Annotated in this window: 18 protein-coding genes and 3 rRNA genes; 4 read left to right on the forward strand and 17 right to left on the reverse strand. The window is 51.6% G+C overall.

Translation table 11 applies throughout. The features are described 5' to 3' along the window. Nucleotides 1–214 precede the first annotated feature (214 nt). From rrf to N24_RS15470, 4 genes are all read right to left on the reverse strand, one after another. Nucleotides 215–331 (reverse strand): 5S ribosomal RNA (rrf, locus tag N24_RS15445). 128 nt (nucleotides 332–459) lie between these two features. Next, nucleotides 460–3,551: ribosomal RNA gene (locus N24_RS15450) — 23S ribosomal RNA — on the reverse strand. A gap of 430 nt (nucleotides 3,552–3,981) precedes the next feature. Then, nucleotides 3,982–5,508 (reverse strand): 16S ribosomal RNA (locus N24_RS15455). Together the 16S, 23S and 5S rRNA genes form the textbook arrangement of a ribosomal RNA operon. A 582-nt stretch (nucleotides 5,509–6,090) precedes the next feature. Then, the gene (locus N24_RS15470; protein WP_096459155.1) at nucleotides 6,091–6,456 is read right to left on the reverse strand and encodes a GntR family transcriptional regulator; all 366 of its coding nucleotides are present in this window, start codon (nucleotides 6,454–6,456) and stop codon (nucleotides 6,091–6,093) included. 206 nt (nucleotides 6,457–6,662) lie between these two features. Between N24_RS15470 and N24_RS15475 the strand changes: the two genes are divergently transcribed. Further along, complete coding sequence (locus N24_RS15475) at nucleotides 6,663–8,117, forward strand: NYN domain-containing protein (RefSeq protein WP_096459158.1); 1,455 nt, start codon at nucleotides 6,663–6,665, stop codon at nucleotides 8,115–8,117. 57 nt (nucleotides 8,118–8,174) lie between these two features. On the opposite strand, the gene N24_RS15480 is transcribed toward N24_RS15475, so the two are convergent. After that, nucleotides 8,175–9,026 carry a PspA/IM30 family protein gene (locus N24_RS15480; RefSeq protein WP_096459161.1) on the reverse strand — a complete coding sequence of 284 codons (852 nt, stop codon included), beginning with the start codon at nucleotides 9,024–9,026 and terminating at the stop codon, nucleotides 8,175–8,177. A 652-nt stretch (nucleotides 9,027–9,678) separates the two neighbouring features. After that, the gene (gene trxA, locus N24_RS15485; RefSeq protein WP_096459163.1) at nucleotides 9,679–10,053 is read right to left on the reverse strand and encodes a thioredoxin; all 375 of its coding nucleotides are present in this window, start codon (nucleotides 10,051–10,053) and stop codon (nucleotides 9,679–9,681) included. A 185-nt stretch (nucleotides 10,054–10,238) separates the two neighbouring features. Between trxA and N24_RS15490 the strand changes: the two genes are divergently transcribed. Together N24_RS15490 and N24_RS15495 are read left to right on the forward strand one after the other, a co-directional pair. Then, a complete protein-coding gene (locus N24_RS15490; RefSeq protein WP_096459166.1) occupies nucleotides 10,239–10,445 on the forward strand; it encodes a heavy-metal-associated domain-containing protein in 207 nt (68 codons plus the stop codon). Nucleotides 10,446–10,622: 177 nt separating this feature from the next. Next, a complete protein-coding gene (locus N24_RS15495) occupies nucleotides 10,623–11,942 on the forward strand; it encodes an MFS transporter (RefSeq protein WP_096459169.1) in 1,320 nt (439 codons plus the stop codon). On the opposite strand, the gene N24_RS15500 is transcribed toward N24_RS15495, so the two are convergent. From N24_RS15500 to N24_RS15545, 11 genes are all read right to left on the reverse strand, one after another. Beyond that, nucleotides 11,902–12,114: a hypothetical protein gene (locus N24_RS15500; protein ID WP_231911044.1), complete on the reverse strand. Its 213-nt coding sequence runs from the start codon at nucleotides 12,112–12,114 to the stop codon at nucleotides 11,902–11,904. The two genes, N24_RS15495 and N24_RS15500, sit on opposite strands and share 41 nt — an antisense overlap. Then, entirely contained in the window at nucleotides 12,095–12,655 is a 561-nt protein-coding gene (locus N24_RS15505) for a PadR family transcriptional regulator (protein ID WP_096459172.1), read from the reverse strand. The genes N24_RS15500 and N24_RS15505 overlap by 20 nt, the downstream gene beginning before the upstream one ends. A 771-nt stretch (nucleotides 12,656–13,426) precedes the next feature. Continuing rightward, a complete protein-coding gene (gene dnaB, locus N24_RS15510) occupies nucleotides 13,427–14,950 on the reverse strand; it encodes a replicative DNA helicase (RefSeq protein WP_096459175.1) in 1,524 nt (507 codons plus the stop codon). Nucleotides 14,951–16,137: 1,187 nt separating this feature from the next. Then, complete coding sequence (gene rplI, locus N24_RS15515) at nucleotides 16,138–16,590, reverse strand: 50S ribosomal protein L9 (RefSeq protein ID WP_096459178.1); 453 nt, start codon at nucleotides 16,588–16,590, stop codon at nucleotides 16,138–16,140. A 57-nt stretch (nucleotides 16,591–16,647) separates the two neighbouring features. After that, entirely contained in the window at nucleotides 16,648–17,316 is a 669-nt protein-coding gene (locus N24_RS15520) for a single-stranded DNA-binding protein (protein WP_096459181.1), read from the reverse strand. Nucleotides 17,317–17,355: 39 nt separating this feature from the next. Further along, nucleotides 17,356–17,643, reverse strand: a complete 288-nt coding sequence (rpsF, locus tag N24_RS15525) for a 30S ribosomal protein S6 (protein ID WP_096459184.1) — start codon at nucleotides 17,641–17,643, stop codon at nucleotides 17,356–17,358. A gap of 128 nt (nucleotides 17,644–17,771) precedes the next feature. After that, nucleotides 17,772–17,915 carry a hypothetical protein gene (locus N24_RS16400; RefSeq protein ID WP_167382148.1) on the reverse strand — a complete coding sequence of 48 codons (144 nt, stop codon included), beginning with the start codon at nucleotides 17,913–17,915 and terminating at the stop codon, nucleotides 17,772–17,774. An 87-nt stretch (nucleotides 17,916–18,002) separates the two neighbouring features. Beyond that, the gene (locus N24_RS15530) at nucleotides 18,003–18,194 is read right to left on the reverse strand and encodes a hypothetical protein (RefSeq protein ID WP_096459187.1); all 192 of its coding nucleotides are present in this window, start codon (nucleotides 18,192–18,194) and stop codon (nucleotides 18,003–18,005) included. Next, nucleotides 18,191–19,651, reverse strand: a complete 1,461-nt coding sequence (locus N24_RS15535; protein WP_096459190.1) for a glycosyltransferase family 87 protein — start codon at nucleotides 19,649–19,651, stop codon at nucleotides 18,191–18,193. The genes N24_RS15530 and N24_RS15535 overlap by 4 nt, the downstream gene beginning before the upstream one ends. 46 nt (nucleotides 19,652–19,697) lie before the next feature. Continuing rightward, nucleotides 19,698–21,854 carry a transglycosylase domain-containing protein gene (locus tag N24_RS15540; RefSeq protein WP_096459193.1) on the reverse strand — a complete coding sequence of 719 codons (2,157 nt, stop codon included), beginning with the start codon at nucleotides 21,852–21,854 and terminating at the stop codon, nucleotides 19,698–19,700. 91 nt (nucleotides 21,855–21,945) lie between these two features. After that, a complete protein-coding gene (locus tag N24_RS15545) occupies nucleotides 21,946–22,308 on the reverse strand; it encodes a DUF5318 family protein (RefSeq protein WP_167382149.1) in 363 nt (120 codons plus the stop codon). 227 nt (nucleotides 22,309–22,535) lie between these two features. Between N24_RS15545 and N24_RS15550 the strand changes: the two genes are divergently transcribed. Beyond that, on the forward strand, nucleotides 22,536–23,009 hold the full coding sequence (locus N24_RS15550) for a MarR family winged helix-turn-helix transcriptional regulator (protein ID WP_096459196.1): 474 nt from the start codon (nucleotides 22,536–22,538) through the stop codon (nucleotides 23,007–23,009). The last annotated feature ends 1 nt before the right edge of the window (nucleotide 23,010 follow it).

Below are 23,010 nucleotides of genomic sequence, written 5' to 3' on the forward strand. Positions count from 1 at the left end.
AAATGATCTTCTAAGCGATCAGGACTACTACATCCTGTAAGTACTACAGCAGCAACGATTAAGACTCTAAGCATCCGTTTATCCGACACTGCCCCCCCCCGTTAGCTGACCTGAGTTCTCAGCTTACCCACACACCTTTAAAAATGACTGTAGCCCCCTTTTAGAAAGCACAGTGTGTTTCTAAAAGGGGGCTACAAATATTTGTTAAGTTTTTGGTCGGCGGTAACCTACTCTCCCACACCCTCCCGAGTGCAGTACCATCAGCGTAACCAGGCTTAGCTTCCGGGTTCGGAAAGGGACCGGGCGTTTCCCTGCTACTATCACCACCGACACAACCACACACCAAACCAACAATCTTATCGTTGGTTGTGTTGTGTCAGACACTGCATAATGGACGCGAACACACATTTTTATATGCTCATTTGTTACGTTGCGTTTTGGAACAACCCCCAAAAGGGGTGTTTGTTGTTATCGGTACATTAGTACCAGTCACCTCCACACCTCACAGTGCTTCCAGATCTGGCCTATCAACCCCATAATCTACAGGGAACCTCAAACGAAACCTCATCTCGAAACAGGCTTCCCGCTTAGATGCTTTCAGCGGTTATCCCTCCCGTACGTAGCCAACCAGCCCTGCTCCTGGCGGAACAACTGGCACACCAGAGGTACGTCCGTCCCGGTCCTCTCGTACTAGGGACAGCCTTCCTTCAAGTTTCAACGCGCGCGGCGGATAGAGACCGAACTGTCTCACGACGTTCTAAACCCAGCTCGCGTGCCGCTTTAATGGGCGAACAGCCCAACCCTTGGGACCTACTCCAGCCCCAGGATGCGACGAGCCGACATCGAGGTGCCAAACCATCCCGTCGATATGGACTCTTGGGGAAGATCAGCCTGTTATCCCCGGGGTACCTTTTATCCGTTGAGCGACACCACAACCACAAGTAGGTGCCGGATCACTAGTCCCGACTTTCGTCCCTGCTCCACCTGTCAGTGTCACAGTCAAGCTCCCTTGTGCACTTACACTCACCACCTGATTACCAACCAAGCTGAGGAAACCTTTGGGCGCCTCCGTTACATTTTGGGAGGCAACCGCCCCAGTTAAACTACCCACCAGGCACTGTCCCCAACCCAGATCATGGGCCAAGGTTAGACATCCAATCCGATCAGAGTGGTATTTCACCAACGACTCACACACAACTAGCGTCACATGATCACAGTCTCCCACCTATCCTACACAAACCGAATCAAACACCAATACCAAGCTATAGTGAAGGTCCCGGGGTCTTTTCGTCCTGCCGCGCGTAACGAGCATCTTTACTCGTACTGCAATTTCACCGGGCCTGTGGTTGAGACAGCAGGGAAGTCGTTACGCCATTCGTGCAGGTCGGAACTTACCCGACAAGGAATTTCGCTACCTTAGGATGGTTATAGTTACCACCGCCGTTTACTGGGGCTTAAATTCTCAGCTTCGCAAAGTAAACTTCACTAACCGGTCCTCTTAACCTTCCAGCACCGGGCAGGCGTCAGTCCGTATACATCAACTTCAACGTCTTCGCACGGACCTGTGTTTTTAGTAAACAGTCGCTTCCCTCTATTCTCTGCGACCACCACCAGCAAAAAAGATGCATGATCTTCCCACCAGTAGTGGCCCCCCTTCTCCCGAAGTTACGGGGGCATTTTGCCGAGTTCCTTAACCACAGTTCACCCGAACGCCTTAGTATTCTCTACCTGACTACCTGTGTCGGTTTAGGGTACGGGCCGAATACCACCATCGCTAGAGGCTTTTCTCGACAGCACAGGATCACCCACTTCACCCAAAAAGGGCTCCGCATCACGCCTCACACAAAAACAGTGCGGATTTGACCTACACTGCGTGCCACACGCTTACACCACAATCCAATAAGTGGCTAGGCTACCTCCCTGCGTCACCCCATCACTTAGCTACTACCAGATCAGGTCCCACGCAACCACACACCACCACAATCAAAGAAAGTGACAGGTGCTTATGGGTGGTTAGTATCACTGATTCACCATGGTCGCTGATACTCGGGTACGGGAATATCAACCCGTTATCCATCGACTACGCCTGTCGGCCTCGCCTTAGGCCCCGACTCACCCTGGGAAGATTAACTTGACCCAGGAACCCTTAGTCATCCGGCGGATACGTTTCTCACGCATCAATCGTTACTCATGCCTGCATTCTCACTCGCACACACTCCACCCAAGGTCACCCTCAAGCTTCACCGTAGTGCACGACGCTCCCCTACCCAACAATCCACAAGGGATCATTGCCGCGGCTTCGGCGGTGTACTTAAGCCCCACTACATTGTCGGCGCGGAATCACTCGACCAGTGAGCTATTACGCACTCTTTCAAGGATGGCTGCTTCTAAGCCAACCTCCTGGCTGTCTTCGCGACCCCACCTCCTTTTCCACTTAGCACACCCTTAGGGGCCTTAGCCGGCGATCTGGGCTGTTTCCCTCTCGACTACGAAGCTTATCCCCCGCAGTCTCACTGCTGCACTCTCACTTACCGGCATTCGGAGTTTGGCTGATGTCGCTAAGATGATAGTCCCGCTAAACCATCCAGTAGCTCTACCTCCGGCAAGAAACACACAACGCTGCACCTAAATGCATTTCGGGGAGAACCAGCTATCACGGAGTTTGATTGGCCTTTCACCCCTACCCACAACTCATCCCCTCAGTTTTCAACCTAAGTGGGTTCGCGCCTCCACAACCTCTTACAGCTGCTTCACACTGGCCATGGGTAGATCACTCCGCTTCGGGTCCAAGACATGCCACTAAAAAATCACCCTCGTTAGGATTCGGTTTCCCTACGGCTACCCCACACGGGTTAACCTCGCGACATGCCGCTGACTCGCAGGCTCATTCTTCAAAAGGCACGCCATCACACACCAAAGGTGCGCTCTGACGGATTGTCAGCACACGGTTTCAGGTACTATTTCACTCCCCTCCCGGGGTACTTTTCACCATTCCCTCACGGTACTAATCCGCTATCGGTCATATCAAGTATTCAGGCTTACCGGGTGGTCCCGGCTAATTCACAGCAGATTCCACGAGCCCGCTGCTACTCGGGGTATCAACAACCACACACACCACCATGGCCTTCATGTACAGGACTCTCACCTTCTACGGTAGGCGTTCCCACACCACTTCCACTAACCACGCGATATATGCCCACATCCGGCAGAATATGGATGTTGTTGCCCCACAACCACCTACATGCAACCCCTGCCGGGTATCACACACATAAGTTTTAGCCATCATCCACGTTCGCTCGCCACTACTAACGGAATCACAATTGTTTTCTTCTCCTACGGGTACTGAGATGTTTCACTTCCCCGTGTCAACCCCCACACCAGCTATATATTCACTGATGGGTAACCACACATTACTGCAGCTGGGTTTCCCCATTCGGACATCCTCGGATCAACGCTTAGTTGGCAACTCCCCGAGGCATAACGCAGCCTCTCACGTCCTTCATCGGCTTGATATGCCAAGGCATCCACCGTGTGCCCTAAAAAACAACAAACACAAAAAACCAACCACACACACAACACACAACCAAAAAAGATCATGCACTGCCATGGTGTTTGGCGCGTTCGGTCACACAACAAAATAAACAAAAAAATAAAGATGCTCGCGTCCACTATACAGTTCTCACACAACACACCACCCACACCACAACCAACACCACAAAGGCAATTGATTAAGCTGTGAATGCTCGATGTTAGAAACAACCCACACACACCACACACAGTGTGGCGCTTGCGATGTCATTCCAGACACCCAACAGCATGCCATCTAATTCAGCCAGAAGTATTGTTTCTGGTTTTTGTCACCCCAGGGGGTCATCTCCACCCGATTAAATAAGTGTTGGTGGCAACCACATCCGGGTTCCAACACCAACAACCACACACCCAAACAACTGCTCTAGTGGTGGTTTATATAAAGCTCCTTAGAAAGGAGGTGATCCAGCCGCACCTTCCGGTACGGCTACCTTGTTACGACTTCGTCCCAATCGCCGATCCCACCTTCGACAGCTCCCCCCAAAAAAGGTTGGGCCACTGGCTTCGGGTGTTACCAACTTTCATGACGTGACGGGCGGTGTGTACAAGGCCCGGGAACGTATTCACCGCAGCGTTGCTGATCTGCGATTACTAGCGACTCCGACTTCATGGGGTCGAGTTGCAGACCCCAATCCGAACTGAGGCCGGCTTTAAGAGATTAGCTCCACCTCACGGTGTGGCAACTCGCTGTACCGACCATTGTAGCATGTGTGAAGCCCTGGACATAAGGGGCATGATGATTTGACGTCATCCCCACCTTCCTCCGAGTTAACCCCGGCAGTCTCTCATGAGTACCCACCAAATGTGCTGGCAACATAAGACAAGGGTTGCGCTCGTTGCGGGACTTAACCCAACATCTCACGACACGAGCTGACGACAACCATGCACCACCTGTGAACCGACCACAAGGGAAAACGTATCTCTACGCCGATCCGGTCCATGTCAAGCCCAGGTAAGGTTCTTCGCGTTGCATCGAATTAATCCACATGCTCCGCCGCTTGTGCGGGCCCCCGTCAATTCCTTTGAGTTTTAGCCTTGCGGCCGTACTCCCCAGGCGGGGCGCTTAATGCGTTAGCTGTGGCACAGAAGTCGTGGAAGACCCCTACACCTAGCGCCCACCGTTTACGGCATGGACTACCAGGGTATCTAATCCTGTTCGCTACCCATGCTTTCGCTCCTCAGCGTCAGTTACTGCCCAGAGACCTGCCTTCGCCATCGGTGTTCCTCCTGATATCTGCGCATTTCACCGCTACACCAGGAATTCCAGTCTCCCCTACAGCACTCAAGTTATGCCCGTATCGCCTGCACGCCCGAAGTTAAGCCCCGGGATTTCACAGACGACGCGACAAACCACCTACGAGCTCTTTACGCCCAGTAATTCCGGACAACGCTCGCACCCTACGTATTACCGCGGCTGCTGGCACGTAGTTAGCCGGTGCTTCTTCTCAAGGTACCGTCACCCACAAGTGGGCTTCGTCCCAAGCGAAAGGAGTTTACAACCCGAAGGCCTTCATCCCCCACGCGGCGTCGCTGCATCAGGCTTGCGCCCATTGTGCAATATTCCCCACTGCTGCCTCCCGTAGGAGTCTGGGCCGTGTCTCAGTCCCAATGTGGCCGTACACCCTCTCAGGCCGGCTACCCGTCGACGCCTTGGTAGGCCATTACCCCACCAACAAGCTGATAGGCCGCAGGCTCATCCCACACCGCAAAAGCTTTCCACACCACCCCTACAGTGATGTGAGTATTCGGTATTAGACCCAGTTTCCCAGGCTTATCCCAAAGTGCAGGGCAGATCACCCACGTGTTACTCACCCGTTCGCCACTCATCCACCCCAGCAAGCTAGAGCTTCAGCGTTCGACTTGCATGTGTTAAGCACGCCGCCAGCGTTCGTCCTGAGCCAGGATCAAACTCTCCACAAAAAAACATGAAAAATGCTTAAGGCTTGTGAAAAGCCCAACACCTGACAAAAACAACAACACCCCCACCAACCACACACAAGGAGCGGTCAGAAAAAAGAGGGTGTTACTGGCATTATCAAAATAAATAATGATGTGTGTGGGTTTCTTCCCTTGACGGGGAACAAGACCACCCACACGACAATCATGCCAACAATAGTTTTATTGTTTACAGTGATGGATAATTTTGGCGATCCACCACCCGGCATGACCCACCACCTCACAAAAATATGTGAAATGGTAGTGACAAAAATAAAATAAATGGCACACTATTGAGTTCTCAAACAACACACGCACACCCCAAAACACACAACGTTTTTTGTTGGTTGATGTCTTGTTGGCAGCTTGTTCAACGTTACTTCATCTTGATGATGTTCACCAAATCGGTGATGTTCTTCAAAAATGGAAGGTTTGTTGATGTTTTGCCAGCGTTTGTTTTCCTAGATCCGCCACACAATCCACACTGTGGTGGGGCGTTGTTGGTCGCGCTGACTTCAATTAAGTTACACACCCTTTAATCAACCCGCAAACACACAGGTCAACGCGCTATTCATACAGCCCTCTGCTTTCTGCGACCTGATCGAGAAGTGCGTGAATATGGGAGCGGCTGAAGCCAAGGAGGATGGATTCGTCGATAAGCGGTGCTACATAGTTGGCCGCAAAAGCGGCATCTCGCCGCTCTTGGATGAGCGCTGAGGCCTGCGCGCTGACGAACATGCCAATCCCAGGTTGCTTATACAAGATGCCCGCATTGACCAGGAGCGAAATTCCGTTGCGTGCTGTGGCTGGATTAATGCGGTGAAACCTCGCGAGTTCATTGGTGGAAGGGATGCGCTGATCGACCCTGTAGGTCCCATCCATGATGGAATTTTCAATCAACGTGGCTATTTGCTTGTACAACGGCGCTGTCATCGCAATCCCAAAGGTTGGTTACTCATATAACTAACCTTAGGCGCTTCTGCCGAATCAATGCCGTTCAAGCGACACATCTTTTTGCCAATACCAACTGTTATGCAGTCTCTACCCTCCAAAAATAGACGCATATTCGCAAGATAAGGCATGCTTGGATAAATAGATTTTAACTCAACACTTACTAAACAGAATCGGAATTAGGAGCCATGCTTGAACGCACACAGGTATTTGTGGATACGTCCTACCTGCTCGCAAGCTTTTACAACTCTTGGGAGACAGGGGCACGTGCCCAATTAGAAATCGACCTCCCCGAAGTAGTCGGGGTATTAGGAAGGATGATTGAACAACAACTTAAACAGCCAGTACAACGCCAAATGTGGTACGACGGAATCCCAGACTCCGGGCCACACCGTTACCAACGAGCACTCCGAACCTGCGATGGAGTGCAACTTCGTGCTGGCCAACTAATTGAGTGGGGCGAACGTCGCACGCAAAAGGCCGTGGATACCCGCCTAGTTGCAGACCTAGTTCTTGCCGGAGTGCGCGGACAATGTTCTGACATCGTGCTCGTCAGTGGCGATGCCGACATGATCCCCGGTGTTCAAGAAGCAGCCAATGCAGGCTTACGTGTTCACCTATACGGTTTTGGTTGGGATTCCATGTCTTCCCAGCTACGACATTGCTGTGACACCACCACCATCTTGGACCCTCGAGAAGATTTTGCTGAATGCATGCAGCTGCAAGTCCTCGAAGGTCCTTTGCCTCCTGTTGTACGTGTGAAACCCATCAACGATGCAGAACCCATCGAGGATCTAGATTTCACACCAGTTCCTGGCGTGGCCGCTCCTTTTGAAGAGCACCCAACTGAAGCAGAGTCTGAAACCAGTTCGGAAGACCCTGCCGGAGAAACTCCTGAACATAAAGTTCACGCTCCGAAGGTTGAGGTTTCAGAAGAGAAGTTCTCTCCTCGCCCGGGCGAACCTGCCGAAGCGTTGTCAGATCAGATCTGTGAAGCTCAAAATGAGATCTCGAAGATCGAAGTCGAATCAGTTGAAATCACTGAGGAATCGTCCGGAAACGTACAAGCAGCCAAGGCGGAAGCTCCTAAGGTAGAAGCACCCAAAGCTGATGCTTCTAAAGTTGAACCACCCAAACCAAAGGCACCGAAGCCAGAGGCACCTAAACCGGAAGCACCTAAGCCTGAGGCGCCGAAACCAGGCGCCCTGAAACCCAAGGCACCTGCTGAAACCCCGAACCCAACTCCGGCCCCAGCCCCAGAGCATTCAGAAGTTGAAGCCGAAATCGAGGACTCACGTCCAAAAATCCCGAACCCTTCAATGATGGCTCCCCGCCGAAAGCTGCGCTCCCGCTACGTGCCACTTCCAAACGAGGTATGGGCAACTGCTGGGTTTCAAACTCCCTACGATGTCGGACAGCAGTACGCATCGTGGTGGTTTGAAAACGCTGCAACCAGCGTTCAGCGTGACCAAGCGCATCTACTTTCTGGCGGTGGACTGCCACCAGAAATCGATCGACCACTCCTCCAATTCGCCTGCGAAACCCTGCACGAATACACCCTCACCGAAGCCCAACGTGTTGCATTACGTGACGGCTTCCACTCGGGGATTCGTGGCGTTTTGCTGAACCAACGAGGTAGCTAGAAACTAAAAAACTGGGGCAACTTCTAAAAAGAGGTTGCCCCAGTTTTGTTATTTAATCTATTTCTTCTCGGTACCTTCGGTGCCTTCAGAATCTTCGGCTGCCGGGGTGGAGCCGGAGGGTTCGTCGATAAGCTCCTCGGCCTCCTCAACGCCTGCCTCGAGCTGGCCCTTAGACGCCGTCGACGTGCCAAGCGCCTCCGCGCGAAGCTCCTCTAAACGCGCCGAAGCACGCATATCAGTGCCGGACTGCTGAATCTCAGCCATGCGGTCACCCACCGTGTTCTGCGTAAGCTCCTGCGCGCCCAAAGCATCTGCATATCGACGCTCAATCTTGTCACGCACCGCATCCAGCGTCGGAACCGACGAATCCTGCGAACCAAACTGATTCAGCGAATCCATAGACTTAGTGACAGTTTCCTGCATCTTCGCCTGATCAGCCTGCGCACGAAGAGCATCAATCTGAGACATCTGCTCCTTCAAACGCATCTCAGATTCCTTCGACTTAGCCACCGCATCCTTCGCCGCAACCTCAGCCTGCTGATGAAGCGCAGTAGTCTGCTCCAGCTGCTGCTCAACAGCCACCAACTGGGAAGCGAAAACCTCGGCGGTATTATTAAACTCCTGGGCTTTCACACTATCGCCATCGTTTGCTGCTTTATCCGCCAGTTGAATCGCCTGACGAGCCTGATCCTGCAACTTATCGCGATCAGTAACCAAACGATTCAGCTTCATCTCAAGCTGCTTTTGCTGGCCAATAATCTGAGAAGCGTGCTGCATAATCTCCTGATGCTGCTTCTGCGCAGCCTCAGTAGCCTGCTGAATCTGCACCTTTGGGTCAGCATTCTGATCGATTTTGTTATCGAACGACGCCATGAGGTATTTCCAGCCCTTGCTGAGAGGATTAGCCATATCAGTCACTTCCCTGAGGTAAATTTAGAATTTGTTTGTTAAGTGAAAAATCTTTTCTACGCTCACAAGCAAATCGTTGAATTTGGTTTTCTTAAATCCGATTCGCTGCTCAAAACCCGAGTCTACGCAAAATTGCACCCCATTGAACCTCAATCTTAAAAAATGGGGGACGGATCGGGGTTTTCATCGAGGGTTTGGGGGATGTGCCCTTAGATGTGGCTCTGGTTGTGGCTCTGGCTTCTATGTGGTTTCCATGAAGCGGGCGCGGTTTGGTCTTGAGAGATCAAGATTCGCGGGGTGCTACGGGTTGCAACGGGGTGCAATTCGGAAAACCAGACCAGCGTGCCAAAAAATCCAGAAATTTGAGAATCTTGTCACCCCAGTTTGGTCGCGTACCGAAACGCCAAAAATTGCTCCCTGACCTCAGAAAAAGTGACGCTCTAGTTTCGCTTCTAACGGCTCAAACCGGCTACATCCACACTCACGTGTGTCCAACTTTTTCGACGTCTTAAATCGCCCACAAATCCGTCGACCGCACCGTCGCTCACATCCGCCCTCCCCAAGACCCCAAAACCCCATGACCCCGAAACCCGAAACCCCAGCATGACGAAAGCCGCCGGGAAGAAACTCTTCCCAGCGGCTTTCACCAAATTTAAGCTTCTGCAGAACCCTGTTGTTCTGCGATCTGACGACGAACATCATCCATGTCCAGTGCCTTAACCTGGTTGACCAGATCTTCTAGTGCTGGTGCTGGCATGGTGCCGGCTTCACGGTAAACCATGATTCCGTCACGGAAGACCATCAGAGTTGGGATGGACTGAATCTCCAGAGCTGCGGCCAGGCCCTGATTCGCCTCGGTGTCGAGCTTCGTGAAGGTTGCGTCGGTGTGGTTTTCGGAAACCTTCTCATAAGTTGGGGCGAATTGGCGGCAAGGTCCGCACCAGGAAGCCCATGCGTCTACGAGGACGATTCCCTCTCCGGTAACTGTCTTCTCAAATGTGTCTTCGGTTACATCGATGGTTGCCATTAATAATCTCCGTTCAAGATTTGTAAGGTCTGTATATAGACCAACTTTCAGCGGCTATTGGTTATTCCCGTCAGAGGATTTATTTCATTGATGGGTAGCTCGCCTGTTCCACTGCACATCGTACCTTGGTAAGTGTGCAGGTTTCAGGGGCCGCTGGGTTTCATCACATCGGAAGGAAAAGGAATTTGAGTACTAAAAATTACCAAGTCGAGGGTTTGACCTGCGAAAATGGCGCAGCTTCCGTAGAGGATGAAATCAGCATTGTTGCGGGTACTCAGGGAGTGGAAATTGACATTGAGTCGGGTCGCGTGGCTGTAACGGGTGAGGGTTTCACTGATGATCAGATCGTTGAGGCGGTCGCGAATGCGGGTTACAAGATCACCGAGCCTTAAGACAATTACACATTCATCTCATCAGACCTACTGAGATTTACACCCCTGAATTGGGGTGTGCGTTTAACGGCCGCCCCAGGCGCTCCGCCCGGGGCGGCCGCTTGCATTGCTTTTCGACGCCACCCTTTTGATTTTAATCACAAACGTTTTGCCAGACTGCGAGTAATCTGTTCGACCATGAACCTAACCCGGAACGACAGGCTCGATCGTCTGCCCGTAACGTCGAAACATAAAAAGCTCCTTGGTGGCTCAGGCATTGGCTGGGCTTTGGACGCCATGGATGTTGGCTTAATTTCATTTGTCATGGCCGCGTTGGCCGCGCATTGGGGACTAAGCCCCACCCAAACTTCACTACTTGGCTCTATCGGCTTTGTGGGCATGGCTATCGGCGCTTCCCTTGGAGGCCTGCTGGCTGACAAGTTGGGGCGTCGACAAGTTTTTGCTCTTTCGCTGTTGGTTTACGGTCTAGCAACTGGTGCTTCAGCACTGTCAGTTTCACTCGTCATGTTGATGGCGTTGCGTTTTGTCGTAGGTCTCGGCTTGGGTGCGGAACTTCCTGTCGCATCCACTCTTATCTCGGAATTTTCACCGCGTAAAGTCCGCGGACGCATGGTTGTCATCCTGGAGGCTTTTTGGGCTCTCGGTTGGATCATGGCAGCAATTATCGGCACATTTGTTGTGGCTGCTTCAGATAACGGCTGGCGTTGGGCATTGGCTCTTGGCTGTGTACCAGCAATTTATGCCGTGTACGTGCGCCTTGGCCTTCCTGAGTCTGTTCGCTTCTTGGAAAAGAAAGGTCGACACGAAGAAGCAGAAGCCATTGTCGCTTCTTTTGAGAAAGCCGCTGCATCTGAAGGTAAAGCTACCGATGACGCCACCGCTGTGGTTCATGACAATGCAGCAGAAGGATCAGTGTCCATTTGGTCATCCGCGTTGCGCAAGCGCACAGTCGCATTGTGGATCGTATGGTTCTGCATCAACCTGTCCTACTATGGCGCCTTCATCTGGATCCCATCGCTGCTGGTTGCGGACGGCTTCACACTGGTCAAGTCTTTCCAGTTCACGCTGATTATCACCTTGGCTCAGCTTCCTGGCTATGCAGCTGCAGCGTGGTTGATTGAAAAATGGGGCCGCCGAGTCACCCTGGCTACATTCCTAGCTGGCTCCGCTGTCTCTGCAGCTCTGTACGGTCTGGCAGATGTGGAGTGGCAGATTCTTGTCGCAGGTTGTTTACTATCCTTCTTCAACCTGGGCGCATGGGGCGCTCTGTACGCCATTGGACCGGAGCTTTACCCCACCAATGTTCGTGGAACCGGAACAGGCGCTGCCGCGGGATTCGGGCGCATTGCTTCCATTCTTGCTCCGCTCATCGTTCCACCTGTGATTGCTTTCGGTGGACATATTGCGCTATTTGCGCTGTTTGCCACAGCCTTTGCTGTCGCAGCTATCGCCGCCTTTACGCTGCCTGAGCAAAAGGGTAAGTCTCTGGCTGATTAGTCAGACCCTTCCACCAGTTTTTCACCTGTCCGACAATGGTTGGTTTCTGCATCTCGCGGAACTCTTCCAGGTTGCGGGGCAAGTTTGCAATGACTGTGGTGCCTTGAGTGCGAGTAACCACGATATCTTCACGCAAATGGATGGTATTTGGGTCAAAGTTTCTTGATGTCATCTGCTGTTCTCCTTAAAATCTCGATGATTTGCTCTGACTTGTCCTCTGGAGCGGCTTTCACCACTTCCCTCAGCTGGTGGAATTCAGTGCGGATGTTAAACACCTGAACTTCACGAGATTCTGGATTGCGGTACGCCTCCAGAATCTTTCCCCACGCTTCCTTGTTCTGCGCCACTTCCTGCGCGCCTTCATCAGTAAGGCGCGCCATTTTTCTGCCCATTTCATGGGAGATGGAAATCAGGCCTTCATCTTCAAGCATGGACAACGTTGGGTAGATGGTTCCTGGGCTTGGAGTCCAGTTGCCTTCAGTCTTTTCACCAATGGTGGTGATGATCTGGTAGCCATGCATCGGCTCTGATCCCAAAAGCATCAAGATCACGTGGCGTAGATCGCCTCGGCCTGCACGTCCACCGCGGCCACGTCCTGGTCGCCTGCCGTGGTGATGTCCACGGCGGTGCCCTTCAGCACCTCTACGAGCATGACGCCTACCTGGCCTTCCCCTGAATCCACAAGGTTCACTGTTTAGTTCGTCGAAACGCATATCGTTTCCTCCTTATTCTTGAAAACTTTCCGAACTAGAGTTAACGATATATCGCAACATATCTCTATGTCAACAACTTTGACAATTTTATTATAAATTTGCAGGTTAGTCTATATCGGTAAGTCTTGCCAAAGATAGGATCGCCTGGGCTGGGAGCCGTAGATTGCACATAGTTAAGTGAAGAAGTCTGGTGGATCCCAAGGACTTCCAGCTTTAAAAACAGAAGAACCAGACACCCATCCCGACTTGGGTCAAATTAGTGCTGTTTACCCCGTGTGGATTTAGGCGTTCGTGTACTTGACGGCAAGGGGCCAAACCAGGAGACCCAGAAAACACGTTTTCGACGTTTGTGGGTCTCTGTGTTTGGTATATCGCGCTCAATACCAAACACAGAGACCCAACATTTAAGCTTTTGAAGATTCTGGGTCTCCTGGTTTGGTCGCTCTCAAATTTAAGCCGTTACCCTAAAAAGTCATACCTCCCCAGAAGCGCTTTTAAGAGGTTTTCAAGGTCAAGTGCATACATAAGCTCATCCAGAAAAACCCGAGGCCTTAAACAAGCGATAAACACCGATCGCTCATTTTCATGCCAAACTAGTGCCAAAATTATCCCCCATGCCCAAAATCTGCACTTTTCAGAGAGCCAGTAGGAGATTGACCCAAGTCGGATCAAAAACAGGAAAACCAGACAGCCATGACGAAAGTCCTGGGTGTCTGGTTCCAATGGAAGTGTCCAAAGATTTTGAACGCTACGTGGTACAAATGTCCACTTTTAGCCGCGCGCCATATCCACGAAACGTGAGTAGTGCAGTTGGTGCGCCACTTGCACGGTGTCGATCGGGCCACCACGGTGCTTAGCCAAAATGATGTCAGCCTCGCCCGCACGCTCGTCATCTTTATCTTGAGAGTCTGGGCGATACAACAACATAACGATATCGGCGTCCTGCTCCAGCGAGCCGGATTCACGAAGGTCAGCAAGCTGTGGCCTTTTATCGGTACGAGATTCAGGTCCACGGTTTAGCTGGGAGATCGCGATCAAAGGCACATCGAGCTCTTTGGCCAGCAGCTTGAGCTGACGGGAAAACTCGGAAACTTCCTGCTGGCGGGACTCCACGCGTTTACCGGAGCTCATCAGCTGGAGGTAGTCCACCACAATCATTTTCAGGTCGTGTTTTTGCTTCAACTTTCGAGCTTTGGAACGAATTTCCATCATGGTGAGGTTGGCGGAGTCATCGATAAACAGCGGAGCCTGAGCCACCTTATCGAGCTTTTGCACCATCTTTTCCCATGCGGTTTCATCCATCTTGCCACCACGCATATCCGCCAGGCGGATCTCTGTTTCAGCAGAGAGCAAACGCATCACGATCTCTGACTTTGACATTTCCAAAGAGAAAATCACAGATGCCATGTTGTGTTTGATGGATGCAGAGCGCATGAAATCCAGTGCAATGGTGGACTTACCCACACCCGGACGCGCTGCGACGATAATCATCTGACCGCCACGAAGACCATTGGTGAGGTCATCGAGATCTTTAAATCCAGTGGGGATACCCGTTGCTAAGCCACCATCGTTGAGCATTTCCAGCTCAGCCATGGTTTCATCCAAAATATCCGCCAGAACTGCATAGTCTTCGCTTTGGTTCTTTTGAGAAACCGCGAACACTTCTTGTTGTGCGCGGTCAATGACCGCGTCAATTTCTGCGCCTTCGTCGCCCTCGTAGCCAAGCTGAACCACCCGGGTGCCGGCGTCGACAAGCCTGCGAAGCACTGCTTTTTCCGACACAATTTCCGCGTAGTAGCGCGCGTTGGCTGCGGTGGGCACGGACTGGATGAGGTCGTGGAGGTACGCGCCACCGCCCACACGATCAAGATCGTTGGTGCGATCAAGACGACCGGAGACAATCACGGGGTCGATATCGCGATTATCGCTGAACAAATCAATGATTGCCTGGAAAATCAGCTGATGGGACGGCCGATAGAAGTCCTCGGGGCTGAGAATATCCAAAATATCGATGACCGTGGTGGGACTGAGTAGCATGGCACCCAGCACGCCCATCTCCGCATCATTGTCATAAGGAGGGGAACGGAAATCGCGATACTCGCGAGCCTCATCCTTGCGCCCCTTGTTCTTGAAACCTTGGTTGTTTCCCCGCTGGCCGAACGCCTTTGCTGGAGAAAAATCTTCAAACGCCGGGGTAGGAGCGTCTACATGCGCGCCATCCGCAAAAGAATCGGTCGGTTCCTGCGGAGGTACATAATCATCATCAAAACTAGCGGCGTGTGTATCTGTAGCCATTTTCCTTCAAATCCCCAATCTGGTTATAGACCCACTCTAGTGCTTCGACGCAACATTCTATAAGCCGCGAAGCCCGCCCCAAGCTTAAGAATATTTGCTGACTTAAAGTGTTATTTCTTCAAAAACAATCCACAGGTTGAAAGGTTAACAATCATAATTATCCACAGTTTTTAAAAGTTGCACACAGATGTACGCTAGGCCTGTGGATAACTTGTGGACAACTCTCACCTAAATCAAGCAATATGATGCATATCTGCAGGTCATAACGGCATGTTGCATTGTGGATAACTCTTTCAAAACAGTGGATAACTTTCTCACCTGCAGTTTTAACTTGGTGTGATTATCCGCACGGCGCTTAAGCAGGGGTTATACAAAGAAAGAATGGGAGGTTAACTATCCACATTTCACGATAGTTATCCACAGGCGTGGGATAACTTAACATCAAGCGCAAAAACCAGCTGCAGCTGAGCTCGTTCTGGCCGCTTTAACTGTTGTCTCACGAGCCTGCTGGATTCGCAATCGGCGGTAGTCGCTGCTTAAGATCTGGAGTTTTTCACATGTGCATTTGCATGAACGAGGTCCGTCGAAAACGCACGAAATTTCACGGAAGCAACAATAGGGAGCTGTGAGTTAGGGGAGTCGGTGGTGAAATCCAGCGCAGAGTTTGGCCTATCACCAATCACAGGCCGTTTAAGCAACCATATTTTTGAAATATACATTTGCATCAGCTAGGGCTCGAAAGGCGCTCAGAAACGAGTCTAAGAGCGCACTTTTTCTCGGCCCCTTTGTCATATTTTGGGTCACGCCCACAGAGACCAGGTGAAACCAAACATACGTGACAAAAATCGGCAAAATTCCAAGATTTTGGCACGCATGTTTGGTTTGAGTCGAGCCAGACCGGACAGGCGTGCCAAGGATTCGTGAAAATCGAAATTTTTGTCACCTGTGTTTGGTTGTTCAAATGTCGACAGCACGATGAAAGCCTGACAGTCACAAATCTGACCCCAAATATAACCATCGAGCCTACAACCACTATCGTTCAAGGATCCGATTCACTTTAAACCCAACAGCCGCAAAAATACTTCAACCCCACTCCTGCTGTATGGAGTGGGGTTGAAGAATGCTGTTGTCGTTGGGTGACTTAACACTCTTGTGGAAAAGTCACCGCCGTCGCATGCGCGTTGTCGTTACGCTGCGACGACCTCAAACTTCACGCGGGAAACAATTCCGTCGGTGAGCTTTGCTTCTACCTGGTACTTACCAGTGGTCTTAACCAGGTTCTTCGGGAGAACAATGGCACGCTTGTCCAGGTTTGGACCGCCGGCTGCCTTGACTGCATCGACGATGTCGTCAGCCTTAACGGAGCCGAACAGTTTTCCACTCTCGGAGGTGCGGACTGCAACAGAGACACCTTCAAGTGCTTCCAGCTGTGCCTTTACTTCGCGAGCGTGGTCGAGGTCGCGGATTGCGCGAGCCTCCTGGGCACGCTTGATGCCCTCGATCTGCTTCTCAGCACCCGGGGTGGCAACGATGGCCAGGCCACGGGGGAGTAGCAGGTTACGTCCGTAGCCGTTCTTAACCTCTACGATGTCGCCAGCGACACCAAGGTTTTCAACGGCGGCGGTGAGGATCAGCTTCATGATCCCTGCCTTTCGTGGTTTTTGAGTGTTTGTGAATTTTTTTAAGAAAGAAAAGCTTTAGAACGGTGGTTCATCATCTGCGCCGCCAAATCCGCCGGAGCCGGCAGGTGGTGCAGAGTTCCAAGGGTCATTGTCCGGTGCAGCCTGTGGGCTACCTCCGCCGAATCCACCTTGGTTGAAGTTATTGCCCTGAGATTGATTCTGGTTTCCACCAAAACCACCCTGCTGCTGGTTTCCGCCTTGGTTTCCACCAAAGCCACCAGTGTTTTGACCGCTGAATCCACCCTGGCTGCCTTGGTTTCCACCGAAGCCGCCCTGTTGGTTTCCGCCACCGTAATTTCCGCCGGAGTTACCACCACGCGGTGTGCGCTGAACTTCTGCCTTAGCAAAAGTCAATGATGGTCCGACTTCATCAACCTCGACCTCAAAGATGGTGCGCTTCTCGCCCTCACGGGTTTCGTAGGAGCGCTGCTTGAGACGACCGGTGACGATCACGCGCATGCCCTTTGACAGGGATTCTGCGACGTTTTCAGCTGCCTGACGCCAAACATTGCAGGTGAGGAAGAGGGCTTCGCCGTCCTCCCACTGGTTTGTTTGACGGTTAAACGTGCGGGGAGTTGAAGCAATACGGAAGTTGGCTACTGCTGCACCCGATGGGGTGAAGCGCAGTTCCGGGTCAGCAACCATGTTGCCGACAACGGTGATGTTGGTATCTCCGATTGCCATAATCCTTCAACTACCTCTCTAGAGACTTAAAACGTTCTTTTACTTGTCGAGTCGCAGAACCTTGGTGCGCAGGACACCATCATTTAGGTTCAGAACACGATCGAGTTCGAGTACGGTTGCGGACTCGCACTTGAGATCGATGACGGCGTAAACGCCCTCTTCCTTCTTGTTGATTGGGTATGCAAGACGGCGCTTGCCCCAAACATCAACCTTCACAACGTCACCCTTGTCCTTGCGGACAACCTCGAGGAATTTATCCAGGGACGGGGCAACAGTGCGCTCATCCTGAGAAGGATCGAGAATGATCATAAGTTCGTATTGACGCACGGACCTCATCACCTCCTATGGTCTAGTAATTGTTTTTTCGGCCATGCCGTCGTTGGCATAGCAGGAGGGTCGTTGCGTCAGCAACCTATTCAAGGTACACCAGACGCGCCGAATTGTCGATTCCTTAATTATGCGTTTTCGTTTACTGTGCCCGCTTGCACACTATGCTCCGGCTCCAGTGGCCGAGCTTCAGCAGTGGAGATGCTTGCCAACGTCAACGCAGACGCGGCCAGCATGCCTACAAAGGTGGTTGAATTCTTTGACTTTTTCATCCGTTACCTGCCTTTCTACTTTCCCTAACGCATGTAGTTTGGGGAAAGTTCCCGCGGGTGGAGGGAGGCGTCGAAAAGCAAAATCTTTTATGCGGGCGTTGTGGCCCAGAAAACCGCAATGATCACCGGAATCACCGTGATAAGCACAATCGCGACGCTGAAAAGCGTCCAAATCTGCCGGTTCGATTTTTTATACATGAAGCTGGCAAACGCGCCGCCGAAAAAGAGAAAACCCAGAAACACGCTGGCCATCGTGACCAGCAACACTGTTGTGCTCAACTTACTTCCTTCAATGCTTTTCGACGCTTACCTGCGCCGAAGGGCCCGGCCAACAAATCGCGCCCGGCGTGCGCATCCATCACCGGATCTGCACGTCGTCCGAGCATCTGCCGGATTACACCCACTATCATGACCACAATGAAGGCATCTCGGGAAATCACGACGAGATCCAGCATTTCATGGGGGAGACCTTTGTTATCCTCGCCGAGCATGTGCCACATCAAAATTGGCCATACCATCACGTCCGTCACCATCCACGGAAACAGAATTTTCCACTGTGGAAACGCCAGCACAGCCAAAGGAACCAGCCACAAAGAATACTGCGGGCTCCACACCTTGTTGAACAGCAAAAACGCCGCCACAATCAAAAAGGCCAGCTCAGCGACTCGGGGCGTGCGCTGAACTTTGAGTCCAAGAATCAAAATAGCCACACACGATGCACCAAACAAGCCAAAACTCAGCACATTAAGCAGCACTGGATCATTCAAATCAATCGGCACGTTACGGTCAATGACCTGGTAAATCGTGGTCCATTCCGCGCCGCGTTCCCTATTTAGACGCAAAAACTCATTCCACGCCGCGGGATAGGCAATCATCACCGGAATATTAACCACCAGCCACGTCACTGCAGCTGAGACAGCCATGGTGATAAAAGGCTTAAGATTCTTATTTTTGATCGCCAGCACCAAATATGCGCCAAGCAAATATAGCGGCCACAACTTAAACGCAGTTCCTGCGCCGATGAGCACGCCTGCAAGCAACGGATTGCCACGCTTAACCGCAAGCATTGCCGCAATCACCGCCGCGATAGCCGGAGTATCCCAGTTGGTAAAAGCATGAACAGCAACCAGGGGAGAGGCCGCCACCAGCACCGTATCCCACACCCGATTGCCAGTCAGTTCCACCACCATGCGAATAACCAGCACCCAGAAAAATGCCAAGGCTAAGGCCGTGACAATGAAATAAAACCCAGATTCAGGCAGTGTATGAAATGGAATGGCATCCACAACCGGATACAAAAACCGAGTGATGATGCCACAAATCCACTGAAAAATTCCCCCCAACACCGGATATTCCATATACCTGGTGAGATCACCTTCCTGCCACGAAAAAGCGTAGGGAAATCCAGGCGCATCAATTCCGCGACCCCCATAAAGCGGAACGATGTCGTTATAGCAAGCAGAAGTATATTGACGGTTTCCCGACCAATTCAAAGAAACTACACCGGCATCACTTCTTGATCCTTGAATGCAATTAGCTTTGGTCAAAAACCCACAGGCTAAAAACACCAATGACGTGGTGATTAGAACACGCAGGGGAGTCCAAAACTTCTGGGTCCCCACCTGTGCAAAACGACCGAACCGACCACCGATTGCATTGATAAAATCCCGTGCCACCGGCTCACTATCACCGGGCGATACGCGCTCTACCTTCTGCAGGTCCACTTGCTGGTCCATCGGCGGTCGGCTCCTTAAAAGGTCGTCTTTTGTCTACGACCGGATCTTAGCCGATCCCTAAGAGATCTCCCGGGATAGTCAACCCAGGCAAGATTTCTACCTGTCCATTGCCAGGATCCTCAGCCGGTGCAGCTGGATCCTCAGCGGGCGTTTCTACTCCTGCGTTTGGATCTTCCTCAGGGTTTTCTTCTTCTGTTTCTTCTCCACCACCGGTATTTGTGTTTGGAGTCCACACATACTCTGGAACTGGTGGATTGCCGTAACCAAGTGCAGGTACCGAATCCCACGTTTCAAGCGGAGCGGTTTCTAGTGCATTGTCCATCGTCTGCTTCCAGATGGTGGCAGGGGAGTTAGAACCATACATGCTTCCACCCCAGGTGTTGTACAAGGCAGTGTTATCTGCCGTTCCCACCCAGACTGCAGTAGCCAGCTGAGGGGACGCACCCAACATCCAGGCATCCTTGTTTGAACCGGTATCACCAAGCTGCGTGGTACCGGTCTTTGAGGCAGACACCTGGCCATCAGCCAACGCATTTCCATTGGAGTAGGCCGCAATTGGGCCCATCGCCTTGAGGAGGTTCAAAGCAACCTTCTCAGAAACGCGTCGTTCGCCTTCGCCGTCTTCGAACTCATACAGCACTTCGCCACTTGCGGTTTCCACCTTGGACACAAAGTGTGGACGGTGCCATACACCCTCATTCGCGATAGTTGCCATCGCGGAAGCCATATCAAATGGGCGGGACTCATACTGACCCAAAATGATGCCCTCATAAGGGGTCTCACCGTTTTCCGTGAGCGTTGCAGGAATACTTGGCAAGGACTTTGCAATACCCAAAGCGTGCGCCATATCCGCAGTATCTTGCGAGCCATTTTCTAAATCCTGCTGCAAACGAATAAAGCTGGTGTTGTACGAATGCAGCAGTGCCTGCTCAATAGAACACGTACCACAACCAGAACCGCCGACGTTGCCAATCTGGGCATCACCAACAGTCACAGGTGCGGAACTATACGGCTGCGAAAGCGGAATACCCTGCTGAAGTGCAGCAGCTAAGCCAAAGATCTTGAAGGTAGAACCAGTTTGGATCGGAGCGTTGGCAAAATCCCAACCAGTTGCTTCCTCGCCACCGTAATAGGCACGCACAGCACCGTTAGAAGGATCAATAGACACCACGGCTGCACGGTTGTTCTCATTCAATAGCTCCATCTGTGCACGAACCGCATCGACAGCACCTTGCTGAGCGTTTTGATCAATGGTGGTGGTGATCTGCAAACCACGGTTTTGCACATCATCTTCAGTAATACCAAGCTCAGACAACTCAGCCATCACTTGGTTTTTAATCAAACCGTTAGTGCCTGTGGCCTCTGTATAAGCAGAATTGCTCGCAGGGTCTGTGGTTTCTGGGTAGGTGGCCACTGCACGTTCCTCAGCTGACAGAGCACCGATTTCTACCAAACCATCCATGACATAATTCCACCGTGATTCAGCCTCAACAGGATTAGTCCACGGATCCAACTGACTCGGCAACTGAATACTCGCCGCCAATACTGCACCTTCACTAGCAGAAAGCTCTTCTACTGACTTACCGAAGAATGCATGCGCAGCAGCCTGAACACCATAAGCATTCCGGCCAAAATACACAGTATTGAGGTAGGCCTCTAAGACTTCATCCTTTGACCATTCATTGGCCATCTTCGCGGAGTAGACCAACTCTTTGGCTTTACGGATAAGCGAACGCTCATCACCAACCACAGCCTTTTTCACATACTGCTGCGTGATGGTGGAGCCACCACCAGCAGAGGAATCACCCGTGATCACGCCGAGCGCTGCACGAGCATAACCGGTGATGGAAAAACCTGGGTTGGTATAAAACTCACGGTCTTCCGCTGCTACCACCGCATTTTTAACAGTGTCAGGCACTTGATCAATCGACACCATCTGGCGGTTGCCTTCCGGTGGAACAATACGCGCCAACTCTGTCTCACCATCTGAGGCATAAATTTGCGATACCTGCGGTGAGACCAGCTCTTCAGGCTCAGGAACATCCACCACGATATACGCACCCATAAACACAATCGCTGGAATCAAAATGACTGCAGCAATAACGCCAATGATGGTGTTTCGCGTGGCATGGCCTTTAGAGTCGCTCTTTAAGCGCCTTTTGCCACCGCTCTTTTTAGCGGGAGGATTTTTACTATTCGTCAACTGGTGTATCCGTTCAATCAGATCTGGTTCTTATCTGAAGCTTGTGCTGTAGAGAATACTGCGCCAAAGCCTATTCATCTGAATCTGAGAATCAGCTGGCTGTCGCGGTTTCCGCCTGAAGCAGGTGATTCCACTTGCAAGCAGGGCATACTTCCACAGTATGCACCGTTGCCTGCCGTCCATTTTTTAACAACTGTTCGATTTCTTCTTCACTACGTGCAGAGCCCGCAGCTTTACCAATTTCATCGCCATAAACCCACAAAACCACACGTAGATCTTCACTGCCACAAATCGGACAAGGATAATCTGCCGGCTGTCCGTGATATTTACTCGCAGTGACCAAGATGAACTCGGCGTCACAAATTGTGTCTTTTTGCACCAACCCCGCCCGAAACTGACGGAGTGTCTGCCTACGAGCTAGTTGGTGACTGATCTCATTTTGATATTGCACCACGCTTCAAAAGTGTAGTCCTAAGCCATCCAATGACACGACCATGCAAGGCACTCGTTTAGAATTGCATTTAACCGTATGCGTCACCAAGCTCTAGGACGGATGGACGCTGTTAAAGCTACACCTAATCTACACCCAAGCTACGCAGGCGTAACTTGTAGTTTTCCTGTGCAAATTATTGATTTTTCCGTTGATAGGTTATCCAACGGAAATTACTCCTTAATCCCGCTATGCTTACTAACATGCCTAATGTAAACGCTGAGGAGTTAGCAGTCCGCGTGCGACCCGCGCTGACTAAACTCTACGTTCTCTATTTTCGTCGCTCCGTGAATTCTGACCTTTCCGGACCACAGCTCACCATTTTGAGCCGCCTGGAAGAAAACGGCCCTTCCAGGATCAGCCGCATCGCGGAACTTGAAGATATCCGTATGCCAACCGCTTCCAATGCTTTGCATCAGCTAGAGCAGATGAACTTGGTTGAGCGCATCCGTGACACCAAGGACCGCCGTGGTGTGCAGGTGCAGCTCACGGAACACGGTCGCGCGGAACTAGAGCGGGTAAACAAAGAAAGAAATGCCGAGATGGCTCGCGTCCTCGAAATGCTCAGCCCTGAGCAGCTCGAGCGCACCGAAGAGCTAGTTGATATCATCACCGAACTTGCAGAGGTGTACGGTAACTGGAAAGAGACCGACAGCGGTTCTTAAT

The organism is Corynebacterium suranareeae (assembly GCF_002355155.1).
GTDB classification, from domain to species: Bacteria; Actinomycetota; Actinomycetes; order Mycobacteriales; family Mycobacteriaceae; genus Corynebacterium; species Corynebacterium suranareeae.

Excerpts from the sequence above, each read along its gene's own strand:
- N24_RS15470 (WP_096459155.1), bottom strand. The coding sequence starts at position 6,456 with ATGACAGCGCCGTTGTACAAGCAAATAGCCACGTTGATTGAAAATTCC.
- N24_RS15475 (WP_096459158.1), top strand. The coding sequence starts at position 6,663 with ATGCTTGAACGCACACAGGTATTTGTGGATACGTCCTACCTGCTCGCA.
- N24_RS15480 (WP_096459161.1), bottom strand. The coding sequence starts at position 9,026 with ATGGCTAATCCTCTCAGCAAGGGCTGGAAATACCTCATGGCGTCGTTC.
- trxA (WP_096459163.1), bottom strand. The coding sequence starts at position 10,053 with ATGGCAACCATCGATGTAACCGAAGACACATTTGAGAAGACAGTTACC.
- N24_RS15495 (WP_096459169.1), top strand. The coding sequence starts at position 10,623 with ATGAACCTAACCCGGAACGACAGGCTCGATCGTCTGCCCGTAACGTCG.
- N24_RS15500 (WP_231911044.1), bottom strand. The coding sequence starts at position 12,114 with ATGACATCAAGAAACTTTGACCCAAATACCATCCATTTGCGTGAAGAT.
- N24_RS15505 (WP_096459172.1), bottom strand. The coding sequence starts at position 12,655 with ATGCGTTTCGACGAACTAAACAGTGAACCTTGTGGATTCAGGGGAAGG.
- dnaB (WP_096459175.1), bottom strand. The coding sequence starts at position 14,950 with ATGGCTACAGATACACACGCCGCTAGTTTTGATGATGATTATGTACCT.
- rplI (WP_096459178.1), bottom strand. The coding sequence starts at position 16,590 with ATGAAGCTGATCCTCACCGCCGCCGTTGAAAACCTTGGTGTCGCTGGC.
- N24_RS15520 (WP_096459181.1), bottom strand. The coding sequence starts at position 17,316 with ATGGCAATCGGAGATACCAACATCACCGTTGTCGGCAACATGGTTGCT.
- N24_RS16400 (WP_167382148.1), bottom strand. The coding sequence starts at position 17,915 with ATGAAAAAGTCAAAGAATTCAACCACCTTTGTAGGCATGCTGGCCGCG.
- N24_RS15535 (WP_096459190.1), bottom strand. The coding sequence starts at position 19,651 with ATGGACCAGCAAGTGGACCTGCAGAAGGTAGAGCGCGTATCGCCCGGT.
- N24_RS15550 (WP_096459196.1), top strand. The coding sequence starts at position 22,536 with ATGCTTACTAACATGCCTAATGTAAACGCTGAGGAGTTAGCAGTCCGC.